The sequence below is a fragment of the Actinocorallia sp. A-T 12471 genome (genome assembly GCF_033875155.1).
GTDB lineage: Bacteria > Actinomycetota > Actinomycetes > Streptosporangiales > Streptosporangiaceae > Actinocorallia.
On sequence record NZ_JAWZTE010000013.1, the window covers coordinates 36,726 to 56,481 of the forward strand.

Consider the following 19,756-nt stretch of genomic DNA (forward strand, 5'->3'; position numbering starts at 1 on the left):
GCGGTCCGGTGGACGAGCCGCCGCAGATCACCCGTTGCCCGCACCCGTCCCACCTCCGTCCGTGAACCGGAACATCCTGTCGGAAAGAAGGTGTCCCATTCCGGTGTCCGCGCTGTTCCGGTGCGGTTACGGATGGATTGCCCCTTCGCCTCCGAGGTCAACCCGCCGGGACCGCGACCACGGGCGCGCGCCGCTCCAGCGCGTGCGAGACGCCCGCGACGCCGAGCGCGAGCGCGGCGAGGACCGCGCCGACGGCGTTGGGCGCGGTGTAGCCGTGTCCCGCCGCGATGACGAGCCCGCCGAGCCAGGCGGCGAGTGCGTTGCCGAGGTTGAACGCGCCGATGTTGACCGCCGAGGCGAGGGTCGGCGCGCCCGAGGCGTGGTCGAGGACGCGCTTCTGCAGCGGCGGCACCGTCGCGAAGCCGAGCGCGCCGACCAGGACGAGCGTGACGGCGGCGGGCAGCGGTGAGCGCGCGGTGAAGGTGAACAGGGCGAGGACGAGCGTGAGCCCGCCCAACGACGTGTACAGCATCGGCATCAGCGCGCGGTCGGCGAACCTGCCTCCGACGAGGTTGCCCGCGACCATGCCGAGCCCGAGCAGGACGAGCAGCCAGGTGACGGACGACTCGGCGAATCCGGCCACCTCGGTCATCATCGGCGCGATGTAGGTGATCGCGGCGAAGACCCCGCCGAAGCCGAGCACGGTCATGGCCATCGCCAGGAGCACCTGGACGTCGCCGAGCGAGCGGATCTCGTGCCGCAGCCTGACGCCGCTCGGCGCGGGGATCTCCGGGACGAGCCGGGCGATCCCGACGAGCGCGACGACCCCGAGCAGGGCGACCGCCCCGAACGCGACGCGCCACCCGAGGGCGTGGCCGACGTACGTGCCGAGGGGGACGCCGACGACGTTGGCGACGGTGAGCCCGGTGAACATCGCGGCGATCGCCCCGGCCCGCCGCGAGGGCGCGACGAGTCCCGCCGCGACGACCGAGCCGATGCCGAAGAACGCGCCGTGGGTGAGCGAGGCCACGACGCGTCCGGCGAGCATCACCCCGAAGACTGGCGCGACGGCTGAGAGCGCGTTCCCCGCGATGAACAGGCCCATGAGCAGCATGAGCATCTTCTTGCGGGAGACGCGGGTGCCGAGCGCGGTCATGATCGGGGCCCCGGCCATGACGCCGAGGGCGTAGCCGGTGACGAGCCATCCGGCGACGGGGATGGAGACGCCGAACTCGGCGGCGGTGAGCGGGAGCAGCCCCATCATCACGAACTCGGTGGTGCCGATGGCGAACGCCCCGATGGCCAGGGCGAGGAGCGCGAGAGGCACGACGGCCCTCCTGATCACTTGCTTGAGAATGTAACCGTCGCCGACAATAGTTGCAGACGCCGGATACTTGCAAACGCTGGCTATCGGCTGGCCTTTGCTATCCTTGGCGGCATGACCGCCCCGAGCCCCGCCGCACAAGGACCAGCGACGGCCTCGCTCGCCCAGGGCTGGTGCGCGCTGTCCCTGCTGCACGGCAGGATCGAGGCGCACATCGAACGCGCCCTCGAGGCGGGGCACGGCCTGAGCGTCCGCGAGTTCTCCCTCCTCGACGTGCTCAGCCGCCAGCACGACGGCGAGGGCGGCCACCTCCAGATGAAGCAGGTCGCCGAGGCCGTCGTGCTCAGCCAGAGCGCCACGACACGCCTGGTCACCCGGCTGGAGAACCGGGGCCTGCTGGCCCGCTACCTGTGCCCGACCGACCGGCGCGGCATCTACACCGACGTCAGCCCCGAGGGCCGCGCGCTCCTCGAGGCGGCCCGCCCGACCAACGAACGCGCCCTGCGCGAGGCCCTCGCCGACGCCGCCGCCAAGCCCGAGCTCGCCCCGCTCGTCCACGCCCTCGCCGAGATCCCGTCCGGTTCCGACCCCGTCTGACGGTTCCCTCCAGAAACGCCCCCGACGTGCGAAGACGCCGGTCTCGCACCCCGAGACGGGCCCGGGCCCGCCGAACACGCGCTGGACAGACCGGGAGATCTCTGTCATCCTCGGCGACATGATCATGCGAAAGGGGCGTCACGCCCTCGTGAGATGACGGGATCGCAGCGACGGGATGTCGCGCTGATCCGTCAGGAATGGCTGGGCATGACGCTCTCGACGTCGCCCGCCGATCGTCCGGCCGCCGAAGCCGCCCTGTCCGGACTGTACGAAGAGGCGGGATTCGCCCCGCCGCGCTTCCACTGGGTCCCCTCACCGTTCGCCGCCCTGCACACCGCGCCACCCGGCCTCCGCGCGGCGACGCCGCCGGCGGAGCTGGGCTTCGACGCGTTGCCCGTGGTGGTGGCGCTGCGCGCCAGGATCGTGGACGTCAGGCTCGCCCTCGACCCGCTGATCCGCCCGGCCGGCGCGTACGCCGAGGTGCGCCGTGAGGTCGGCCTTCCGGTCGCGGCCTGTGCGACGGCGGTCCACCAGCCGGGCCTTGTCGACGCCTGGGAGACGCGGTTCAGGTCCACCGGGTGGTACGGGGCTCTGCGCGGCGACTGGGCGGCCGAGGCCGACGCCGCACGCCGCCGCTACGGCGTCGCCCTCCCAGAGGGGTCGAAGAGGTTCCTCGACCTGTGGAAGGCCGCCGCGGCGTCGGCGGGCCAATGGTGGCCGCGCGAGGACGTGTGCGTGGTCTCCGAGCGGCCGAGGGAGATCCACACCGAGCCGGACTCGCCGGACGGCCAGGTCCGCCTGCACCGCGCCGACGGCCCCGCCGTCAGGTACGCCGACGGCTGGTCGGCGCACGCCTGGCATGGCACGACCGTCCCGGAGTGGGTGGTGGAACGCCCGTCGGCCGCGCGGATCGCCCGGGAGCACAACGTCGAGATCCGGCGGTGCGCGATCGAGCGGATGGGCTGGGGCGCCTACCTCGACGAGGCGGGCCTCGCCCTCGTCGCGACCGCGCCCGATCCCGGCAATCCCGGCTTCGAGCTGCGGCTCTACGACACCGAACGCCGCAACACCCGGGTCCTGCTCGCGGTGAACGGCTCGGTCGAGCGCGACGGGCACCGCCGCCGCTACGGCCTGACCGTGCCTGGCCATCTCGCCGATCCCGTCGAGGCCGCGGCCTGGACCTACGGCCTGTCCGGCGACGTGTACGCCACCCTCTCCCGCCGGACCTGAGGCCCGGCCAGAACCCCTCATGGTGATGCGCATGAACGTGACACTTACCGACCTCTGCCACCAGACCGGCCTCGTCCCGCTCGACCACCTGGAGTTCGACGTCGCGATCCCCGTGGTCGACGGCCTCCAGGCCCAAGGCGACCTCATCGTCGTCCCGCTGCCCCTGCTGGCCGGACGCGTCGGCGCGCACAGCGCCGCGCGCTGGACCGACGTCCCGCCCGAGGGGGCCGTGCTGCTGCGCGGCGAGGACGGCGGCAACCCGCACACCCTCGTCGCCGACCCCGGGACCTGCCGCTGGACGCTCGACGTGTTCGACCTCGACCGGCTCGCGCTGGGGGTCTTCGAGGCGACCGCCCCGGTGTACCTGCTGCACCCCGAGCACGGCGGCTCAGGATGCGCGCCCGGCGCTTACGCGGTGCGGCGGCAGCGCGAGATGTCGGGCCTGCGGGCCAGGCTCGTCGCGGACTGAGAGAGCGAGAGCCCGCCGGGGTCCCCCGGCGGGCTCATAGACGACCTCGCGCGGCACGGGGGCCGCGCGAGGTCACCCGAGGAGACGGCGTGCGGAGCGGACCACCGCCTCGTCGATCAGCCGGCCCTCGGCGTCCACGCAGACGCCGGAGCCGGAAGCCAGCGCCGCTTCATAGCGCGCCAGCACGTCCTTGGCCTTCGCGACGGCCTCGGCCGACGGCGTGAATACCTCGTTCACCACCGGGATCTGGGCCGGGTGGATGCAGGCGCGTCCCCAGAACCCGAGCCGCCGCAGCGCCTCGGTGGACGCCCGCAGCCCGGCGAGATCGCGGAAGTTGACGCTGACGGGCGCGATCGGCGCGGCGATCCGCGCCGCCGCGCTCGCCGCGACGACCTGGGAACGGCACCACAGCAGCTCAAGCCCGTCCGGGCCGGGCTCGACGCCGAGGTCAGCGGCGAGATCGGCCTCGCCGAGCTGGAGCCGCGTGACGCGCGGGGCGCGGGCCAGCTCACGCGCCCGGAAGACCGCCTCACCGGACTCCAGCAAAGGCACCACGCCCAGGGGAGCCACGGAACGCTCGGCCTCCAACGAGGTCAGCAGCGCGTCGAGCGCCACGAGGTCGTCCGGATCCTCCGCCTTCGCCACACAGACGCCCGCGACGCCCCGGGCGACAACAGCCTGGACGTCCTCATGGCCCTGTTCGCCCGGGTTGATGCGCACCCATACCGCAGGGCCAGGAACGCCCTCTTCGCGAGAAGCGAGCCAGGATGCGACGGTTTCCCGCGCCGCCTCCTTGCCCCCCTGCGGAACCGCGTCCTCAAGGTCGACGATCAGCTCGTCGGCCCCGCGCCCGAGCGCCTTGGCCAGCTTGTCGGGCGCGTCGCCGGGGACGTAGAGGGCCGAGCGTGCCGTCATCCGACGACGCCCTTGCCGCTGATGAGCGCCTTGGCGATGACCGTCCGCATGATGTCGTTGGTGCCCTCGCCGATGCTCATCAAGGGCGCGTCACGGTACAAACGCTCCACGACGAACTCCTTGGAGTACCCGTAGCCGCCGTGGACCTGCATCGACGTCAGCGCGCACTCGATCGCGGCCTCCGACGCGAAGGTCTTGGCCATGCCCGCCTCCATGTCGATCCGGTGGCCCGCGTCGGCCTGGGAGGCGGCCCAGTAGACGAGCAGCCGCGACGCCTGGACCTTGATCCCCATTTCGGCGATCTTGAGCTGGATCGCCTGGAAGTCGTGGATCGGCTTGCCGAACGCCTCGCGCTGCCCGGCGTAGGACAGCGCCTCGTCGTAGGCGGCCTGGGCGATGCCGAGGGAGCGCGCGGCGACGTTCACCCGTCCGATCTCCAGCCCGGAAAGGACCTGCTGCATGCCGCGTCCCTCGACGCCGCCGAGCAGGTTCTCCTTGGGCACCCGGCAGTCGGTGATGGTGATCTCACACGACTCGGTGCCCTTGTAGCCGAGCTTGGGCAGGTCGCGCGACACCTCGAAGCCGGGGGTGTCGGCGTCGATGAGCAGCACCGACATGCCCCTGTGCGCGGGCGACGCGGTCGGGTCGGTCTTCACCAGGACCGGCAGCGGGTCCGCGTACCGCGCGTTGGTGATCCACGTCTTCGCGCCGTTGACGACGTAGTGGTCGCCGTCCAGGCGCGCGGTGGTGGCGATGCCCTGCAGGTCGGTGCCCGCGCCCGGCTCGGTGAGGCCGATGCCGGTGCGGCGCTCGCCGGTCGCCAGCGCGGGCAGCAGCCGCGCCTTCTGCTCCTCGGTGCCGTGCTTGGCGATCATCCAGCAGGCCAGGGAGTGGCTGCCGAGGATGCCCGCGATGCCCATCCACGCCTTGGAGATCTCCTCGAAGACCAGCGCGAACGACACCATGTCGACGCCGAGGCCGCCGTACTCCTCGGGCACGGTCAGCCCGAACAGCCCGAGCTGCTTCATGCCCTCGACGATCTCGGTGGGGTAGCGGCCCGTGGCCTCCCACTCCATCGCCACCGGGCGGATCTCCTTGTTGGCGAAGTCGCGCAGGGTGTCGCGGAAGAGCTTCTGCTCCTCCGAAAGGGAGAAGTCCATCTAGTCCTCGGCTTTCTGGTCCGCGCCGGACGCGGCGGGACGGAACACGGGAAGGTGACGGCCGTCGGGCAGCGCCCGCCAGGCGACCTTGACGGGGTCGTCGCACCGCCACACGCCGGGCTCCGCGCCTTCGAGCTGGGTGAGCAGGATCGGCCCCTCGGCGAGCCGCACGCGCGCGACGACATAGGGGGCCTGAAGGTCGGGCCTCGGGGAGCGGTGCACGACGGTGAACGCGTCGACCGTCGCGTCGCCGGACACGTCGACGAAGTCCAGGTCCGTGCCGCCGCAGCCGGTGCACAGCGCGCGCGGGTAGTGCTGGAGGCGTCCGCAGGCCGCGCAGCGCTGAACGGTCAGCCGACGCGCACGCGTCGCGTCCCACCACGGCTCGGTGATCTCGTCGGTGGGGATCTCCGGTGCGCTCATCGGTCGGCCCCCAGCAGGACTGTGGCGTGGGTGGAGAAGATGCCGCCCGTGCCGTGCGCGAGCGCGATCTCGGCGTCGGCGACCTGGCGGTCTCCGCACTCGCCGCGCAGCTGCCGGACCGCCTCGACCAGCAGCAGCAGCCCGAACATGCCGGGATGGTTGTAGGACAGGCCGCCGCCCGAGGTGTTGGTCGGCAGCGACCCGCCCGGCCGGGTCGCCCCGGACGCGACGAGCTCGCCGGCCTCGCCCGGCGCGCAGAACCCGAGCCCTTCGAGGGTGAGCAGCACGGTGATGGTGAAGGAGTCGTACAGCTGGAGGACGTCCACGTCGGACGGCGTGAGCCCCGCCATCGCGAACGCCGCCGCGCCGGACGCCACGGACCCCGGACGCAGCAGGTCGTCGGCCGCGATCATGCCCGCGTTCGTCGTGGACTCCCCGTACCCGAGGACCACGACGGGCGGCTTGGGCAGGTCGCGCGCCCGCTCCAGCGACGTCAGCACGACCGCGCCGCCCCCGTCGGTGACCAGGCAGCAGTCCGCCACGGTGAGCGGGGAGGAGATCGGCTTGGCGGCGAGCGCGTCCTCGACGGTCAACGGCCCGGCCCCGTAACGGAACGCCTTCGGGTTGAGCAGGGCCCACTCCCGTGCCGCGACGGCCACCTCGGCGAGCCACTCACGGTCGCCCTTGTAGGCGTGCAGGTACCGCTGCGCGGCCATCGCGTAGTACGACAGCGGGAACAGCGGCCCGTACGGGTCCTCGAACTGGGCCTGGGGAAGGTGCGACTCCTGCACCCCGCCCAGCGACCGCGACCTCGCCGAACGCTGGTTGGAGCCGTAGGAGATGACGACGGTCGAGCACTGCCCCGCCTCGATCGCCTGCGCGGCCCGCGCCACGTACATCTCGAACGCCGACCCGCCCGCGAACGTGGAGTCCGACCAGGCAGGGGCGATGCCGAGGTACTCGGCGAGCTGCGGCGTCGAGAACCGCGAGACGCCCGAGGTGGCGAGGCCGTCGACGTCGGCGAGGGTGAGCCCGGCGTCGGCCAGCGCGCGGGTGATCCCCTGCGTCTGGAGGGTGAGGATCGACTTGCCGGTCACCCCGAGGTCGGACTCGGCCGCCCCGACGATCGCGACGGTCATGCCCCGTCCCCGAACACCGCGGTCGGCACGACCTCGATCAGGAACTCGGGACGCAGCAGCGCCGAGCAGACCACGGAGGTGAGCGCGGGGGAGTCGCCGAAGTACTTGCGGCGGATCTCGGCGATCTCCGGGTAACGCTCGACGGCGTCGGGGGTGATGTACTCCACGAGCCGCGTCACCGAGCCGTAAGGCAGGTCCTCGCCCAGGCCCGCCTCGCGCAGCACAGCGGCGATGCTCGCGTACGTGTACTCGGCTTGCGCGAGGAGGTCGCCTTCGAAGATCGCCTTCTGGGTGGCGGGCTCCAGCGACCCGAACCCCGACATGAACAGGGTCCGCCCGTTCGACAGGCCGGGCTTGTACGTCAGCGTCGCGTACCGCTTCCAGCCGGGGTTCACCGCCTTGAACGGGGTCGTCGTGGCGATCGCGTCGAGCGAGACCATCGCGCCGGGCACCACGGCCTGGTCGATGACGATCCCGGCCGCGCCCGGGTGCACCGGCTTGCCGTCGCTTCCGGTGCCGCCGAGCAGCTCCTTGCGGGGACGGCCGCAGCGCGGGTACTGCGCGCGGGTGGCGCGCGCTGTGTAGTCGGTCGTCTGGACGAGCGCGTCGAGACCGAGCCCCGCCGCCTTCAGCAGCTCGCCGGTCTTCTCCAGGGTGTGGCGGTACTGCTCGCGGAAGTCGTCGGCGTGCACGATCGCGGTGCCGTCGTGCGGGTGGACGCTCGGCAGGTAGACGATGTCGTCGGCGATCCGTACCGTGCCCCGGTGGAAGCCGTGGTCGGGGTGCGCCTCGACCAGCGTGCCGCCGCCCGGGAACGCGGTGAGCTCCACCGCGAGGGTCGCGCCCTCCTCCGGCAGCGCCTCAACGCCGACGGTCGCGACGGGCACCCGCTGCCCGGCGAGGGCCGCCTCCCGCGCGGCCGCGACCTCGGCGTACCCGTCGAGGGCAGCGCCGGTGGCGTACTCCACCACGTACACGACGTCGGACGGGCCGAGGCCCGCGTCGGCGAGGGCCGCGAACGCGCCAGCGTATGCCTCGGCGACGCCGCCCGCGACCGCGGACAGCCGGGTGGTGCTAGAGCTCATGGTTCTCCAATGCGCTGATGAGGGCGGCCGGGGACGCCGCGTCGGCAAGGCTGAGGATCACGTCGGAGAGCGCCGGGCCGCCGGGCCCGAGGTTGGCCAGGGCCTTGGCGCGCACGAGCGCGTCGATCGCGGGGTCGTCGGGGCCGCCGCCGCTGCGCGCGACCTCGCCCGTGACGGTCGCGCCGGATTCGAGCCGGACGACGACGCGTCCCGGCTGGTCGGCGGCGACGCCGGGGAAGTCGACGACCTCGGTGCGCACTTTCGCGGCGAGCGCGCGCAGCTCGGGCCGCTCGATCCGGTCGTAGGTCGCGACGGTGACCTCGCCGTCGGTCAGCATCGCCGCGACGCTCCACGGGAGGCTGAACTTCGCGTCATAGGACGTGCGCGGCGACTCCTTGCCGGGGCCGCAGACGATCTTCGCGGCGTCCGGGTGCGCCCGGACGGCGATCTCCACGACGCCGTCGAGCGGCACGCCCGCGTTGCGCGCCGCGCGGGCGGCGTCGAGCTGGGCGTGCATGAGCTGGCAGGCGGGATACGGCTTGACGGTGATCCGCGCGGCCTCCCAGCGGGTGCCGAGGCCGTCGAGGATCGCGGCGCGGTCGGCGTCGCGGCGGGCCAGCGCGCGGTACACGCCGTACTCGCCCTCGAAGACCGTCGCGGGGCCGGTGGCCCCTGCGCTCGCGAGGGCGGCGGCGGTGAGGCCGTCGGAGGCGGCGAAGCCCGGGTGCAGCTGCTTGGTGGAGCTGCCGGTGTTGAGGAATTCGAGCAGGCCGCCCGCGCGGCTGCCCGCGATGCCGAGCGCGTTCACCGTCTGCTCGACGGTCAGGCCGCGCAGCCGGGCGGCGGTGAGCGCGGCGGCGAACACCCCGCACGCCTCGGTGGCGTGCAGGCCGACCGCGTGGAAGCCGTGCGGGGCCGCCGCGCCGAGCCGGCAGATCGTCTCAAGGCCGACCACCAGGGCGGTGACGGCCTCCGCGCCGGACACCCCGGCGGACTCGGCGAGCACGACCGGGACGACGGGCGCGGAGGCGTGCACGAGGCCGCCCGCGTGGGTGTCGTCGAAGTCGAGCGCGTGGATGAGGACGCCGTTGGCCAGCGCGGCGGCGGGCCGGGAGACCCGGGTACGGCCGCCGAGGATCAGCGCGTCGCCTGGCCCCATCGCCTCGGCCGTGCGGACGGCGGCGTCGGCCGCGCCCGCGCGGGCCCCGGCGAACGCGTCGCCGACGGCGTCGAGCAGATGCCGCAGCGCCGCGCGCCGGACGGTCTCGGGCACGTCCTCGGGCCTGAGGCGCAGGGCCCGGGCGGCGAGTTCCTCGGCGATCGTGCTCATGCGGGCGTCCCGAACGCGCCGTCGCCGGTCAGTTCGGCGATCCGCGCGGGGGAGTAGCCGAGCAGCCCGGCCAGGACCTCGTCCTGGTGCTCCCCGCGCTGCGGCGCGCGCACGTACTCGGGCTTGTCCCACCCGACCCGCACGGGCGAGGCGAGGTTCTTCAGGGTGCCGTAGCGCGGGTGCTCGGTCTCCACGATGAGGTCGCGCGCGACGGTGTGCTCCTCGGCGAGCGCCTCGGACACGTCGTTGATCGGCCCGCACGGGATCGCGGCCGCCGTCATCGGCTCAAGCCACTGCGCGACGGTCCGGGTCGCGATGATCTTCTCAAGCTCGGGGAGCAGCACGTCGGCGTTGCGCTGCCGGTCGGCGAAGGTCGCGAACCTGGCGTCCTCGGCGAGGTCGGGACGGCCCAGCACGACGGTCAGCCGCTCCCAGAACTTCTGCTTGGCGCAGCCGACGACGATCCAGCCGTCGGCCGCCTCGAACGCCTGGAACGGCACGAGCGACGGGTGCGCCGAGTGCCGGGTGCGAATCGGGGTGAACCCGGCGTTCAGGTGCCAGGTGCCCGGATAGGTGAGCATCGAGATCGCCGTGTCGTACAGGGACACGTCGCAGTCCATGCCGACGCCGTCGCGCCGCGCGGCGTGCAGCGCCGTCAGCAGGGACAGGGCGGCGACGTACCCGCCCGTGTAGTCCACGAGCGACAGGCCCGACTTGGTGGGCGGCCCGTCCGGTTCGCCGGTGATGTCCATCCAGCCCGCGAGGCCCTGGAGGATGTAGTCGTATCCGGGCTGCTTCGCGCGCGGACCCGTCATCCCGAAGCCGGTCAGCGAGCAGCAGACGATCTTCGGGTTGAGGTGCTTGAGGTCGTCGTAGGTGATCCGCAGCTTCTTGGGGACGTCGCCGCGCAGGTTGGAGTAGACCGCGTCCGCGCCGCGCACCAGGTCCTCGAACACCGCGCGGCCAGAAGGTGTCGCCATGTCGAGCGAGATCGACTTCTTGTTCCGGTTGAAGGTCTCGTAGAAGATCGAGTCCTCTTCCTCGGCGTACGGCGGCACGTAACGTCCGACGTCCCCACCCGTGCGCGGGTCCTCGATCTTGATGATCTCCGCGCCCTGGTCGGCGAGGTGCAGCGACCCGAACGGTCCCGCGCCGTACTGCTCGAGGGAGATGATCCTGACGTCCTCCAGCGGCTTCACGACAGCTCCCTGATCAGTTCGATGATGCGGGCCTGGGCGGCCCTGATGTCGGCGGCGTCGATCCCGTGGGTCGGCGGGGTGAGCTTGACGGAGTCGGCGAGGCCCGCGTAGGCCGAGACCCGCTCCGCGACCTCGTCCAGCGTGCCCGTCAGGGTAAGGGCGTCGGTCATCCGGTCGGAGACGGCGGGGGCGAGGAAGTCCGCGCCCGCGCCCGCGCGGAACGCCTCGATCACCTTGTCCTGGTCGTCGGCGAGGCCGTGGAAGGCGAAGAACTCGGCGTAGGTGCGCACCGAGGCGTAGAACCCTGCGGTCCCGGCGGCCCTGCCGCGCGCTACCGCCTTGTCGCCGTCTATCGAGCAGGCGGCCGAGACGACGACGTCGAGGGAGGCGCGGTCACGGCCCGCCTTCGCCAGGCCCTCCTCCAGCGGGGGAAGTGACCGCTCGGCGAGCCAGGACGGCGAGCACAGCTCGTGCGAGATCCACCCGTCGCCGATCTCGCCGGCCAGCCGCGTCATGGCCGGGCCCATCGCGGCGAGGTAGACCGGGATCTCCTTGCGCGCCTGCGGGTAGGGCCGCTGGTAGCCCCTGATCCTGACGGGTTCGTGCTCGCCGTCCAGCGCGATCGGCTCACCGTCCCCGGCGCGCGCGACGATGTGCCGGACCGCCGCGACGGTCTCGCGCAGATGCGTCACCGGCTTGCCCCAGCGGGCGTTGTGCCAGTCCTCGTTCAGCCGCTTGACGCCGGTGCCGAGCCCGAGCACAAAACGCCCGCCCGACATCTCGTCAAGGTCCATCGCCTCGAGCGCGGTCACCATCGGGCTGCGGGTGAAGGCGAGCGCGATCGCGGTCCCCACCCTGGCCCGTGACGTGCCCGCCGCCAGAGCCGCCGCCGAGACCGTCGCGCTGCGGTGCAGCTCGGGCACCCACAGCGTGGTCGCCCCGGCCTCCTCGGCCGCCCGGCCCGCCGCGACGAGCTCCGTGAGGGTCTCCCCCCACGGGCCGAAGGTGATCTTGAGCTTGCTCACGCGGACGCCTCGGGAAGGGTCATCTCCCCGGTCTTGGCGACGGGGAAGTACCCCTTGTCGTTCTGTGCGCCCTTCTTGTAGATCATCACAGAGCGGGTCCAGGAGACGACCTCGTCGCCGTCCTGGTTCAGGCCGCGTGTCTTGCAGGTGAGGATGCCCGCGTAAGGCCGCGACTTGGACTCGCGCTTGTCCAGCACGATCGACTCCGAGTAGAGGGTGTCGCCGACGAACACCGGGTGGGTGAGCTTGATGTCGGTCCAGCCGAGGTTGAGCAGCGCGGTCTGCGACATGTCGATCACCGACAGGCCGAGCACCATCGCGACGGTCAGCCCGGAGTTGACGATGATCTTGCCGTAGGGGGCGCGGGCGGCGAAGTCGGCGTTGAAGTGGTTCTGGTTGGTGTTCAGGGTGAGCAGCGTGAACCAGGTGTTGTCGGCCTCGTTGATCGTCCTGCCGAACGGGTGCTGGTAGACGTCGCCGATGACGAAGTCCTCGTAGTACTTGCCGATACCGGCCTCGTGAACGGTCACCGCGACTCCTCCTGCTGGCTAAAACGTCAGACCTTTACCCAGAAGACTAAAGGTCTGACGTATTCGGGTTCAAGTCCCGGGGTTCAGCGCGCTGCCGGGCCGTCCGGGACGCCGAGCAGGACGCGCGCGTGCGCGGGGGCCGCCGCCACCCGGGCCGCCGCCCCGTCCGGCCCGACGACGACCACACGCTGTTCGAGCACCAGATAGTCTTCGCCGACCTCGGTCACCGTGCCCTCGCACCGGACGGTCTCCTCGGCGAACACCAGCGCCTTGAAGGTGAAGTCAAGCTTGTGCACGAACGACTGGGGACCCAGCCAGTCCTGGATCTGCTCCACCAGCAGCGCCCCGAACACCTGCCCGTCCACGACCGGGCCGGGGACCTGCGCCTTCTTCACGTACTCGGGGTCGTAGTGCAGCCGGTACCAGTCCCATGTCGCGCCCGCGTAGGCGACCATGTCCGCGAGGCCGATCTTGCGCTCGAGCGGCGGAACCGTCTCCCCGACCGTGTGCGTGCCCGCCTCGCTCACCGGCTTCCCTCCAGCTCCACGAAGATGATCGTCTCCTCGTTCTCGGCGAGGAGGCCGCCGTTCTGGTCGGTGTAGGTCGCCTTGGAGGAGATGATCAGCATCTCCGCGCCCGACCGCGTCGTCTTGCCGGTGACGTCGGTGATCTCCCACGTCGCGGTGACGACGTCGGCGGGGCGCAGGCGGCGGTGGAAGGTGTAGGAGTTCCCGCCGCGCACCTTGCGGGTGCCGGGGATCTCGATGCCCCACTCGTGCCCGGCGTACCCGTCGGGCGGGATCGGCAGGTTGGCGTACTGGTTGGTCTCGCAGATCAGGGTCGGCGGCGCGGTGACGCCGTCAAGGCCCTGCGCGCGGGCGTAGTCGGGGTCGGAGTACAGCGGGTTGTGGTCGCCGATCGCGATGCCGAAGTACCGGCCCGCCGCGCCGCCGAACTCCTCCGGCGCGGTGTAGACCCGCTTGCTTCCGACGAGCGCCCGGACCTCATCGGTCAGGAGTTTCATGCCTCGTCCCTAGGGAGATGGAGAGCCGTCCGACGGTTAATGTCAGACATATCGCGGAGTCTAGGGGAGGGGCCGGGGCGCGGGTCAAGCCCGCCACTACTGTCGGTAGGCCCCGCGGATGTTGCCGAGGTGCTCGCGCATCGCCGCGCTCGCGCCGGGGCCGTCGCCCGCCGCGATCCGGTCGATGATCAGCTGGTGGTCGTCGTCCACCCGGCTCCAGAACTCGGGCTGCTCCGGCTTGAGGAAGCGGGTGCGCAGCACGTGGAACACCGGCTCGGTCATGATCGTCAGCAGCCCGTTGCCGGTCGCGTCCATGACCACGTCGTGGAAGTTGCGGTGCTCGCGGAACTTCATGCTCCGGCCCCGGGTGCGCTTCTCCCGCTCCATCGCCGCGGTCAGCGCCTCGAGGTGCCGGTCCTCGCGGCGCTCGGCCGCCAGCGCCGCGGCGGGGACCTCGAGCAGCTCACGCGCCTCGAGGATCGCCGCGAGGGGCAGGTCGGCGGACCCGGACATCAGGCCGAGCCCGACCTCGAGGTAGTCGCTGATCTGGTCGGGCGCGATCCGGCAGACGAACGTGCCGCCCGTCGTGCCGCGCGCGGTGCGGACCAGGCCCTGGGAGGTCAGGACGCGCAGCGCCTCGCGGACCGTGCTGCGGCTGACGCCGAAGTTCCCGCCGATCTCGCTCTCGGGCGGCAGCCTGTCGCCGGGCGCGAGGGAGCCGTCGAGGATGAGGTCGCGCAGCTGGTCGGCCACCTGCTGGTAGGCGGGCCGCAGCCGGGTCACCGGCAGTGACGGGGCCGCGCCGTCCTCGTTCTGTCTCGCCATCCTTCGACCCCGTCCCGCTCGCAAAGGTCAGACGTTGAAACTACCACGGTAAAACTCCGATGTATTCCGGCCAGGGACGCGCTGCCGAAAGGGGGAGGGCGACGCCGATGAGCGGGAAGGGGCAGGGTATGACCTGTGTGATCAGCGCGTCCTCCTCCGGGAACCGGACAGAACGCCTGATCGTTGTATCCCGTGATCCCGTACGAACACAGAGAGCCACCTTGGACCCCGACCATACCCACCGCACGACCACCGGCGCGGGCCGATCCCGCGCCACCCGATCCGGTAGCGCCGCCAGAAAGAGGCCGGTCGACCGATGATCACCGTGCTCTCCCTGCTGCTCGGCGTCGCCGTGGTCCTCGCGATCACCGCCCTGACCGGCTACTTCGTGGCCCAGGAATTCGCCTTCATGTCCGTGGACCGCTCCAGGCTCCACGCCCGCGCCGACGCCGGAGACAAGGCCGCCGCGCGCACCCTGAAGGTCACCGGCCGCACCTCGTTCATGCTCTCGGGCGCGCAGCTCGGCATCACCGTGACGGGACTGCTCGTCGGTTATGTCGCCGAGCCCCTGATCGGCCGCGCGTTCGGCGAGCTCCTCGGCGGCACCGGCGTGCCGAAGGGCGCGGGCGTCGCGATCGGCACGGTGCTCGCGCTCGCCTTCTCCACGCTCGTGCAGATGGTCTTCGGCGAGCTGTTCCCCAAGAACCTCGCGATCGCCAGGCCGGAGCCCGTCGCCAAGTGGCTCGCCGCCTCGACGCTGGTGTACCTCAAGGCGTTCGGCTGGCTCGTCCACGTGTTCGACGCGGCCTCCAACCTGCTGCTGCGCACGCTGCGGATCGAGCCGGTCCACGACGTGGAGCACTCCGCGACGGCACGCGACCTGGCCCACATCGTCAAGGACTCGCGGCGCAGCGGCGACCTGCCGCCCGACCTGTCGATCCTGCTCGACCGGATCCTCGACTTCCCGCACCGCGACGTCGAGCACGCCATGATCCCCCGCTCGCGGGTCGACGTGGTGGAGACCGACGAGACCATCGCCGACGTCCGCTCGCGGATGGCCACCGGCCACTCCCGCTACCCCGTCCTTGATGACGACGACCACGTCGTCGGCGTCATCCACCTTGACGACGTGCTCGCCGCGCCGGACAACGCGCTGCCCGCCACGTCGATCATGCGTTCCGCGACGGTCCTGGCCACCCTCACCCCGCTCCCGGCGGCCCTGGACCACATGACGGCCGAGCGCGCCCAGCTCGCCTGCGCCATCGACGAGTTCGGCGGCTTCGCGGGCATCCTCACCCTCGAGGACCTGTCCGAGGAGCTGGTCGGCGAGATCACCGACGAGCACGACGTGGACGAGGAGGCGTCGGCGACGGCCTCGGGCGACGCCTGGATCATCCCCGGCGACTTCCACATCGACGAGGTCGAGCGGACCATCGACCACCGCCTTCCCGAGGGCGACTACGAGACCATCGCGGGCCTCGTCATCGCCGCGCACGGCGGCCTGCCGGAGACCGGAGCCAAGATCGACATCGAGCTGCCCGCCGACCCCGCCGACCTCGCCAGGACCGACGAGCCGCCCACCCGCTGGGTGCACGTCGAGGTCCTGGAGATCGACAACCATGTGCCGTCGTCCATCCGCCTCGAGGTCAACGAGCCGGACGAACCCCATGAGGCGGACGAGTCGGTCGAGGCCGTCAGGGAAGGGAGGGACGCGTGACCGGCAACCCGTGGCTCGTCGCGCTGGTCACCGTCGTGATCATCGCGCTGAGCGCGTTCTTCGTCGCCGTCGAGTTCGCGCTGATCGCCGCGAGGCGGCACCGGCTCGAGGACGCCGCGCAGACCAGCAGGTCGGCGCGGGCCGCGCTGCGCAGCGCCTCGGAGCTGACGGTCCTGCTCGCCGGCTCCCAGCTCGGCATCACCATCTGCACGCTCGCGCTCGGCGCGATCACCAAGCCCGCGGTGCACCACTGGCTCACCCCGGTGTTCGAGCACTGGGGCGCGCCGCTGTGGGTCGCCGATGCCGCCGGGTTCGTCCTCGCGCTGGTGATCGTGACGTTCCTGCACCTGGTGATCGGCGAGATGGCCCCCAAGTCGTGGGCGATCGCGCACCCGGAGAAGTCGGCGACGCTGCTCGCGCTGCCGATGCGCGGCTTCATGTGGCTGACCAGGCCGCTGCTGAAGGCGCTCAACGGCCTCGCCAACAGGTGCCTGCACCTCGTCGGGGTCGACCCGGCCGACCAGGTCGGCGCGGGCCAGGACCCCGCCGCGCTGCGCCATCTCGTGGAGCACTCGGCGAACGTCGGCGCGCTCGACCCCAGCTACTCCTCGCAGTTCTCCGGCGCGATCGACCTGCAGAACCTGCGGATGGGCGAGCTGGTCAGGCCCGGCGTCAGCCCGACGTCGGTCGGGCCGGACGCCACGGTCGCCGACGTGCAGGAGATGAGCCGCCGCTCGGGCCATCTGCGCATCCTCGTGCCCGGCCCTGGCGCGGACTGGGGGGTCGTGCACGTGCGCGACACCCTCGTCTCACCCGCCGACGCCCCCATCGCCCCGCTGGTCCGTCCGGCCCACGCGATCGACGCGGCGACCCCCGTCTACGCGGCCCTCACCCAGATGCGGGAGACCGCCAACCAGCTCGTGCTGGTGACCGAGGGCGGTGAGGTCGCCGGGGTCGTCACGATCACCGACATCCTGCGCCGCCTGAACCCCCGTCAGGGAGGGGCCTTGACCACGGCATGACGCCCCGGGGGTAGGGGTGGGGCATGGCTTCTGTCACCGGCCGCGAATGGCGGCTCATGCGTCGGCCCGTCGGAACCCCGGTGCCCGAGGACTTCGCCCTGACCGAGGTCGAGGTCCCCGAGCCCGGGGGCGGGCAGGTGCTCGTCCGGAACCTCTTCCTGTCAGTCGACCCTTACATGCGGGGGCGGATGTCGGACGCCAAGTCCTACGCCGCCCCCTACGAGCTCGGCGAGCCCATGACGGGCGGGGCGATCGGCGAGGTGATCGCCAGCGAGGCCGACGGCCTCGCGCGCGGCGACCTGGTGCGGCACATGCTCGGCTGGCGCGAATACGCGCTGCTCGAGGCGGGGGAGGCGTCGCAGTTCCAGCCCGCCGAGGGCGTCCCGCTGAGCGCCTACCTCGGCGTCCTCGGCATGACGGGTCTGACCGCGTATGCCGGGTTGATGCGGATCGCGGGCCTGCGCCCCGGCGACCGGGTCTTCGTGTCCGGCGCGGCGGGCGCGGTCGGCAGCACCGCGGGCCAGATCGCCAGGATCAAGGGCGCGGGGCTCGTGGTCGGCTCGGCGGGCAGCCGGGAGAAGGTCGCGTGGGTGCGCGACGAACTCGGCTTCGACACGGCCTTCAACTACAAGGACGCCCCGGTGGACGAGCAGCTCGCCAAGGCCGCCCCCGAGGGTATCGACGTCTACTTCGACAACGTCGGCGGCGACCACCTCCAGGCCGCGCTCGGCGCGCTCCGCCTGAAGGGCAGGATCGCGATCTGCGGCATGATCTCCCGCTACAACGACACCGAGCCCGCCCCCGGCCCCAACAACCTCTCCCGCCTCATCCAGACCCGAGGCCGGATCGAGGGCTTCCTGGTCGGCGACCACGCCGACCTCGCGGGCGAGTTCCACCGCGACATGGCCCCCAAGGTAGCCTCCGGCGAACTTAAGTACCGCGAAACCTTCACCACCGGCATCGACTCCGCCCTCGACGCCTTCCTGGGCATCCTCAAGGGCGACAACACCGGCAAAATGCTAGTCCGCCTGACCGACACCACCTAAAGCCCCCTGTGAGGCGCGTCCTCCCCGGCGGGTCAGTCGCCCGGAAGGACGCGCCGGGACGACCCCGGCGACGAACGAGTCGCGCCACTCCATCACCGAGGCCGTGGCCTCTCCGCCCGCGTCGCGGCGGTGTCGGGCCCCCGGTCCGCACATGTCGGGTGTGCGGCGGGCGGGGGCTCTTCCCAAAAAGTAGGGACGCGGCGGTTGGCCGTCAACGGCAGGGCCGCAAAGGAATGTCCGGAAAGTGACGTTAGGCATGGGTTTGGGCCCGGGGTGCGCGCGTGGCGGGCCCGGGCCCAGGGTGGACGGCTAGGTGCTTACGGTGAAGTTGTTGAAGAGGAGGAGGGCCAGGCCGAGGGCCAGGAGGATGTTGACGACGGTGGCGGAGGCGAAGACGATGACGGGGCGCCAGCCGGCTTCCTTGAGGGCGCTGACGCGGAACTCGAGGCCGATGCTGACGAAGGCGAGGATGAGGAACCAGACGCGCAGGTCGTTGACGACGCCGATGGTCGCCTTGCCGTCGGCGGAGGAGACGGTGGTGAGGAACCAGGTCGCGACGGCGGAGGCGAGGATGAAGCCGAGGACGAACTTCGGGAACCGCTGCCAGAACGCGCCGAGGGTCGGACGCGGTGCGTCGGGGGTCTTCTCGATCTTGAACGCGAACCAGGCGGTGAGCGCGATGACGACGACGCCGATGAGCGCGTTCTGGGTGACCTTGACGATCGTGGCGATCTCCAGGGCCTCGTCACCGGCGAGCGCGCCCGCCGCGGTGACCGCGGCCGTCGTGTCGATGTTGCCGCCGATCCACGCGCCCGCGACGGCGTCGGACAGCCCGAACGCCGAGGCGAGGGCGGGCAGGATGAAGATCGAGGGCAGCGCGAACGCGATGACGAGGCTCGCGCTGTAGGCGAGCTGTTCGCGCCGCGCCTGGACGGCCCCGGCCGCGGCGATCGCGGCGCTCACGCCGCAGATCGACACCGCCGCCGACAGCAGCGCGCGCAGCTTGTCGTCGAGGCCGAGCTTGCCGCCGAGCCACCAGGTGAACAGGAACACCGCGCTGATGAGCACGATGCCCTGGATGATGGCGGGCCCGGCGGCGGTGACGATGACCTTCAGGTTGATCGACGCGCCGAGCAGCACGAGGCCGGTCTTGATCAGGAACTCGGTGCGGAAGCCGCCCGAGAGCCTGTCGCGCACGCCGGTGACGGTGAGGATCGCGTTGCCCGCGAGGCCGAGCAGGATCGCGTAGATGGGGTACTCGATGGCCGAGGCGAGGTCGGAGCCGGAGAACCACTCGGGGACCTTCGTCTCCAGCAGCCGCGTGATCGAGCCGAGGATCAGGACGACGAGGAAGCCGAGCAGGCCCCACAGCAGGGCGCGTTCGGTCTTGGGCGCGGGGGCGGGGCTGACCGCCTGCTGGTCGGTGCTCATCAGGGCACCAGCCCGACGGGGATGATCCCGGTCAGCGCGAGCGCGAGCAGGACGAGGCCGAGCGCGGTCGCGGCCCAGTCCTCGTTGAAGGCCGTCTTGGTCTCGGTCTCGGTCTCCGTGGTGGTGGGCGGGGGTGCCGCCGTCGGCTTTTCGGGGTCGCTCATCGCGGATCGCCTTTCCACGGCAGTGCCGTCTAGGTTTCCCGGGCGTCCCCCGAACGCGCCCGTCAGGTATCCGCGATGATCCCTCCGAATCCATATGAACT

21 protein-coding genes are annotated in these 19,756 nt (G+C 71.8%); 6 read left to right on the forward strand and 15 right to left on the reverse strand.

Annotated features, from left to right (window positions below; genetic code table 11):
• Positions 1-157 precede the first annotated feature (157 nt).
• The gene (locus tag R9X44_RS29005) at positions 158-1,327 is read right to left on the reverse strand and encodes an MFS transporter (protein WP_319817500.1); all 1,170 of its coding nucleotides are present in this window, start codon (positions 1,325-1,327) and stop codon (positions 158-160) included.
• A gap of 111 nt (positions 1,328-1,438) precedes the next feature.
• Here R9X44_RS29005 and R9X44_RS29010 point away from each other — a divergent pair, with 111 nt between their 5' ends.
• The 3 genes from R9X44_RS29010 to R9X44_RS29020 all read left to right on the forward strand — a co-directional run bounded on the left by R9X44_RS29010 (position 1,439) and on the right by R9X44_RS29020 (position 3,620).
• A complete protein-coding gene (locus tag R9X44_RS29010; RefSeq protein WP_319817501.1) occupies positions 1,439-1,921 on the forward strand; it encodes a MarR family winged helix-turn-helix transcriptional regulator in 483 nt (160 codons plus the stop codon).
• A 153-nt stretch (positions 1,922-2,074) separates the two neighbouring features.
• The gene (locus tag R9X44_RS29015) at positions 2,075-3,151 is read left to right on the forward strand and encodes a DUF6745 domain-containing protein (protein ID WP_319817502.1); all 1,077 of its coding nucleotides are present in this window, start codon (positions 2,075-2,077) and stop codon (positions 3,149-3,151) included.
• Between the two features lie 31 nt (positions 3,152-3,182).
• Positions 3,183-3,620 carry a hypothetical protein gene (locus R9X44_RS29020; protein WP_319817503.1) on the forward strand — a complete coding sequence of 146 codons (438 nt, stop codon included), beginning with the start codon at positions 3,183-3,185 and terminating at the stop codon, positions 3,618-3,620.
• A gap of 72 nt (positions 3,621-3,692) precedes the next feature.
• Here R9X44_RS29020 and R9X44_RS29025 read toward each other — a convergent pair whose 3' ends face one another.
• The 12 genes from R9X44_RS29025 to R9X44_RS29080 all read right to left on the reverse strand — a co-directional run bounded on the left by R9X44_RS29025 (position 3,693) and on the right by R9X44_RS29080 (position 14,275).
• Positions 3,693-4,535 carry a CoA ester lyase gene (locus R9X44_RS29025; RefSeq protein ID WP_319817504.1) on the reverse strand — a complete coding sequence of 281 codons (843 nt, stop codon included), beginning with the start codon at positions 4,533-4,535 and terminating at the stop codon, positions 3,693-3,695.
• The gene (locus R9X44_RS29030) at positions 4,532-5,695 is read right to left on the reverse strand and encodes an acyl-CoA dehydrogenase family protein (protein WP_319817505.1); all 1,164 of its coding nucleotides are present in this window, start codon (positions 5,693-5,695) and stop codon (positions 4,532-4,534) included. The genes R9X44_RS29025 and R9X44_RS29030 overlap by 4 nt, the downstream gene beginning before the upstream one ends.
• A complete protein-coding gene (locus R9X44_RS29035) occupies positions 5,696-6,118 on the reverse strand; it encodes a Zn-ribbon domain-containing OB-fold protein (RefSeq protein ID WP_319817506.1) in 423 nt (140 codons plus the stop codon).
• A complete protein-coding gene (locus R9X44_RS29040; RefSeq protein WP_319817507.1) occupies positions 6,115-7,257 on the reverse strand; it encodes an acetyl-CoA acetyltransferase in 1,143 nt (380 codons plus the stop codon). Before R9X44_RS29040 ends, R9X44_RS29035 begins: the two co-directional genes overlap by 4 nt.
• A complete protein-coding gene (locus R9X44_RS29045) occupies positions 7,254-8,342 on the reverse strand; it encodes a RidA family protein (RefSeq protein ID WP_319817508.1) in 1,089 nt (362 codons plus the stop codon). The genes R9X44_RS29040 and R9X44_RS29045 overlap by 4 nt, the downstream gene beginning before the upstream one ends.
• The gene (locus R9X44_RS29050; RefSeq protein ID WP_319817509.1) at positions 8,332-9,672 is read right to left on the reverse strand and encodes an MmgE/PrpD family protein; all 1,341 of its coding nucleotides are present in this window, start codon (positions 9,670-9,672) and stop codon (positions 8,332-8,334) included. Before R9X44_RS29050 ends, R9X44_RS29045 begins: the two co-directional genes overlap by 11 nt.
• Positions 9,669-10,871 (reverse strand): CoA transferase, encoded by a 1,203-nt coding sequence (locus R9X44_RS29055; RefSeq protein ID WP_319817510.1) that lies wholly within the window; start codon positions 10,869-10,871, stop codon positions 9,669-9,671. The genes R9X44_RS29050 and R9X44_RS29055 overlap by 4 nt, the downstream gene beginning before the upstream one ends.
• The gene (locus tag R9X44_RS29060) at positions 10,868-11,896 is read right to left on the reverse strand and encodes an LLM class flavin-dependent oxidoreductase (protein ID WP_319817511.1); all 1,029 of its coding nucleotides are present in this window, start codon (positions 11,894-11,896) and stop codon (positions 10,868-10,870) included. Before R9X44_RS29060 ends, R9X44_RS29055 begins: the two co-directional genes overlap by 4 nt.
• The gene (locus R9X44_RS29065; protein WP_319817512.1) at positions 11,893-12,426 is read right to left on the reverse strand and encodes a MaoC family dehydratase; all 534 of its coding nucleotides are present in this window, start codon (positions 12,424-12,426) and stop codon (positions 11,893-11,895) included. Before R9X44_RS29065 ends, R9X44_RS29060 begins: the two co-directional genes overlap by 4 nt.
• An 83-nt stretch (positions 12,427-12,509) precedes the next feature.
• Entirely contained in the window at positions 12,510-12,953 is a 444-nt protein-coding gene (locus R9X44_RS29070) for a MaoC/PaaZ C-terminal domain-containing protein (protein ID WP_319817513.1), read from the reverse strand.
• Positions 12,950-13,450 (reverse strand): MaoC family dehydratase N-terminal domain-containing protein, encoded by a 501-nt coding sequence (locus R9X44_RS29075; protein ID WP_319817514.1) that lies wholly within the window; start codon positions 13,448-13,450, stop codon positions 12,950-12,952. Before R9X44_RS29075 ends, R9X44_RS29070 begins: the two co-directional genes overlap by 4 nt.
• Before the next feature lie 96 nt (positions 13,451-13,546).
• Positions 13,547-14,275, reverse strand: coding sequence for a FadR/GntR family transcriptional regulator (locus R9X44_RS29080; RefSeq protein ID WP_319817515.1), 729 nt, complete (start codon positions 14,273-14,275; stop codon positions 13,547-13,549).
• Between the two features lie 316 nt (positions 14,276-14,591).
• Between R9X44_RS29080 and R9X44_RS29085 the strand changes: the two genes are divergently transcribed.
• Genes R9X44_RS29085 through R9X44_RS29095 form a run of 3 tightly spaced genes read left to right on the forward strand, consistent with a single transcriptional unit; the run spans position 14,592 to position 18,060 of the window.
• Positions 14,592-15,992 carry a hemolysin family protein gene (locus R9X44_RS29085; protein ID WP_319817516.1) on the forward strand — a complete coding sequence of 467 codons (1,401 nt, stop codon included), beginning with the start codon at positions 14,592-14,594 and terminating at the stop codon, positions 15,990-15,992.
• Complete coding sequence (locus tag R9X44_RS29090; protein WP_319817517.1) at positions 15,989-17,014, forward strand: hemolysin family protein; 1,026 nt, start codon at positions 15,989-15,991, stop codon at positions 17,012-17,014. The genes R9X44_RS29085 and R9X44_RS29090 overlap by 4 nt, the downstream gene beginning before the upstream one ends.
• Positions 17,015-17,037: 23 nt before the next feature.
• On the forward strand, positions 17,038-18,060 hold the full coding sequence (locus R9X44_RS29095) for an NADP-dependent oxidoreductase (protein ID WP_319817518.1): 1,023 nt from the start codon (positions 17,038-17,040) through the stop codon (positions 18,058-18,060).
• A gap of 309 nt (positions 18,061-18,369) precedes the next feature.
• Here the strand turns inward: R9X44_RS29095 and R9X44_RS29100 are convergent, their stop codons facing one another.
• Positions 18,370-19,491, reverse strand: a complete 1,122-nt coding sequence (locus R9X44_RS29100) for a YeiH family protein (RefSeq protein ID WP_319817519.1) — start codon at positions 19,489-19,491, stop codon at positions 18,370-18,372.
• Entirely contained in the window at positions 19,491-19,655 is a 165-nt protein-coding gene (locus R9X44_RS29105; RefSeq protein WP_319817520.1) for a hypothetical protein, read from the reverse strand. The genes R9X44_RS29100 and R9X44_RS29105 overlap by 1 nt, the downstream gene beginning before the upstream one ends.
• Positions 19,656-19,756: the final 101 nt, after the last annotated feature.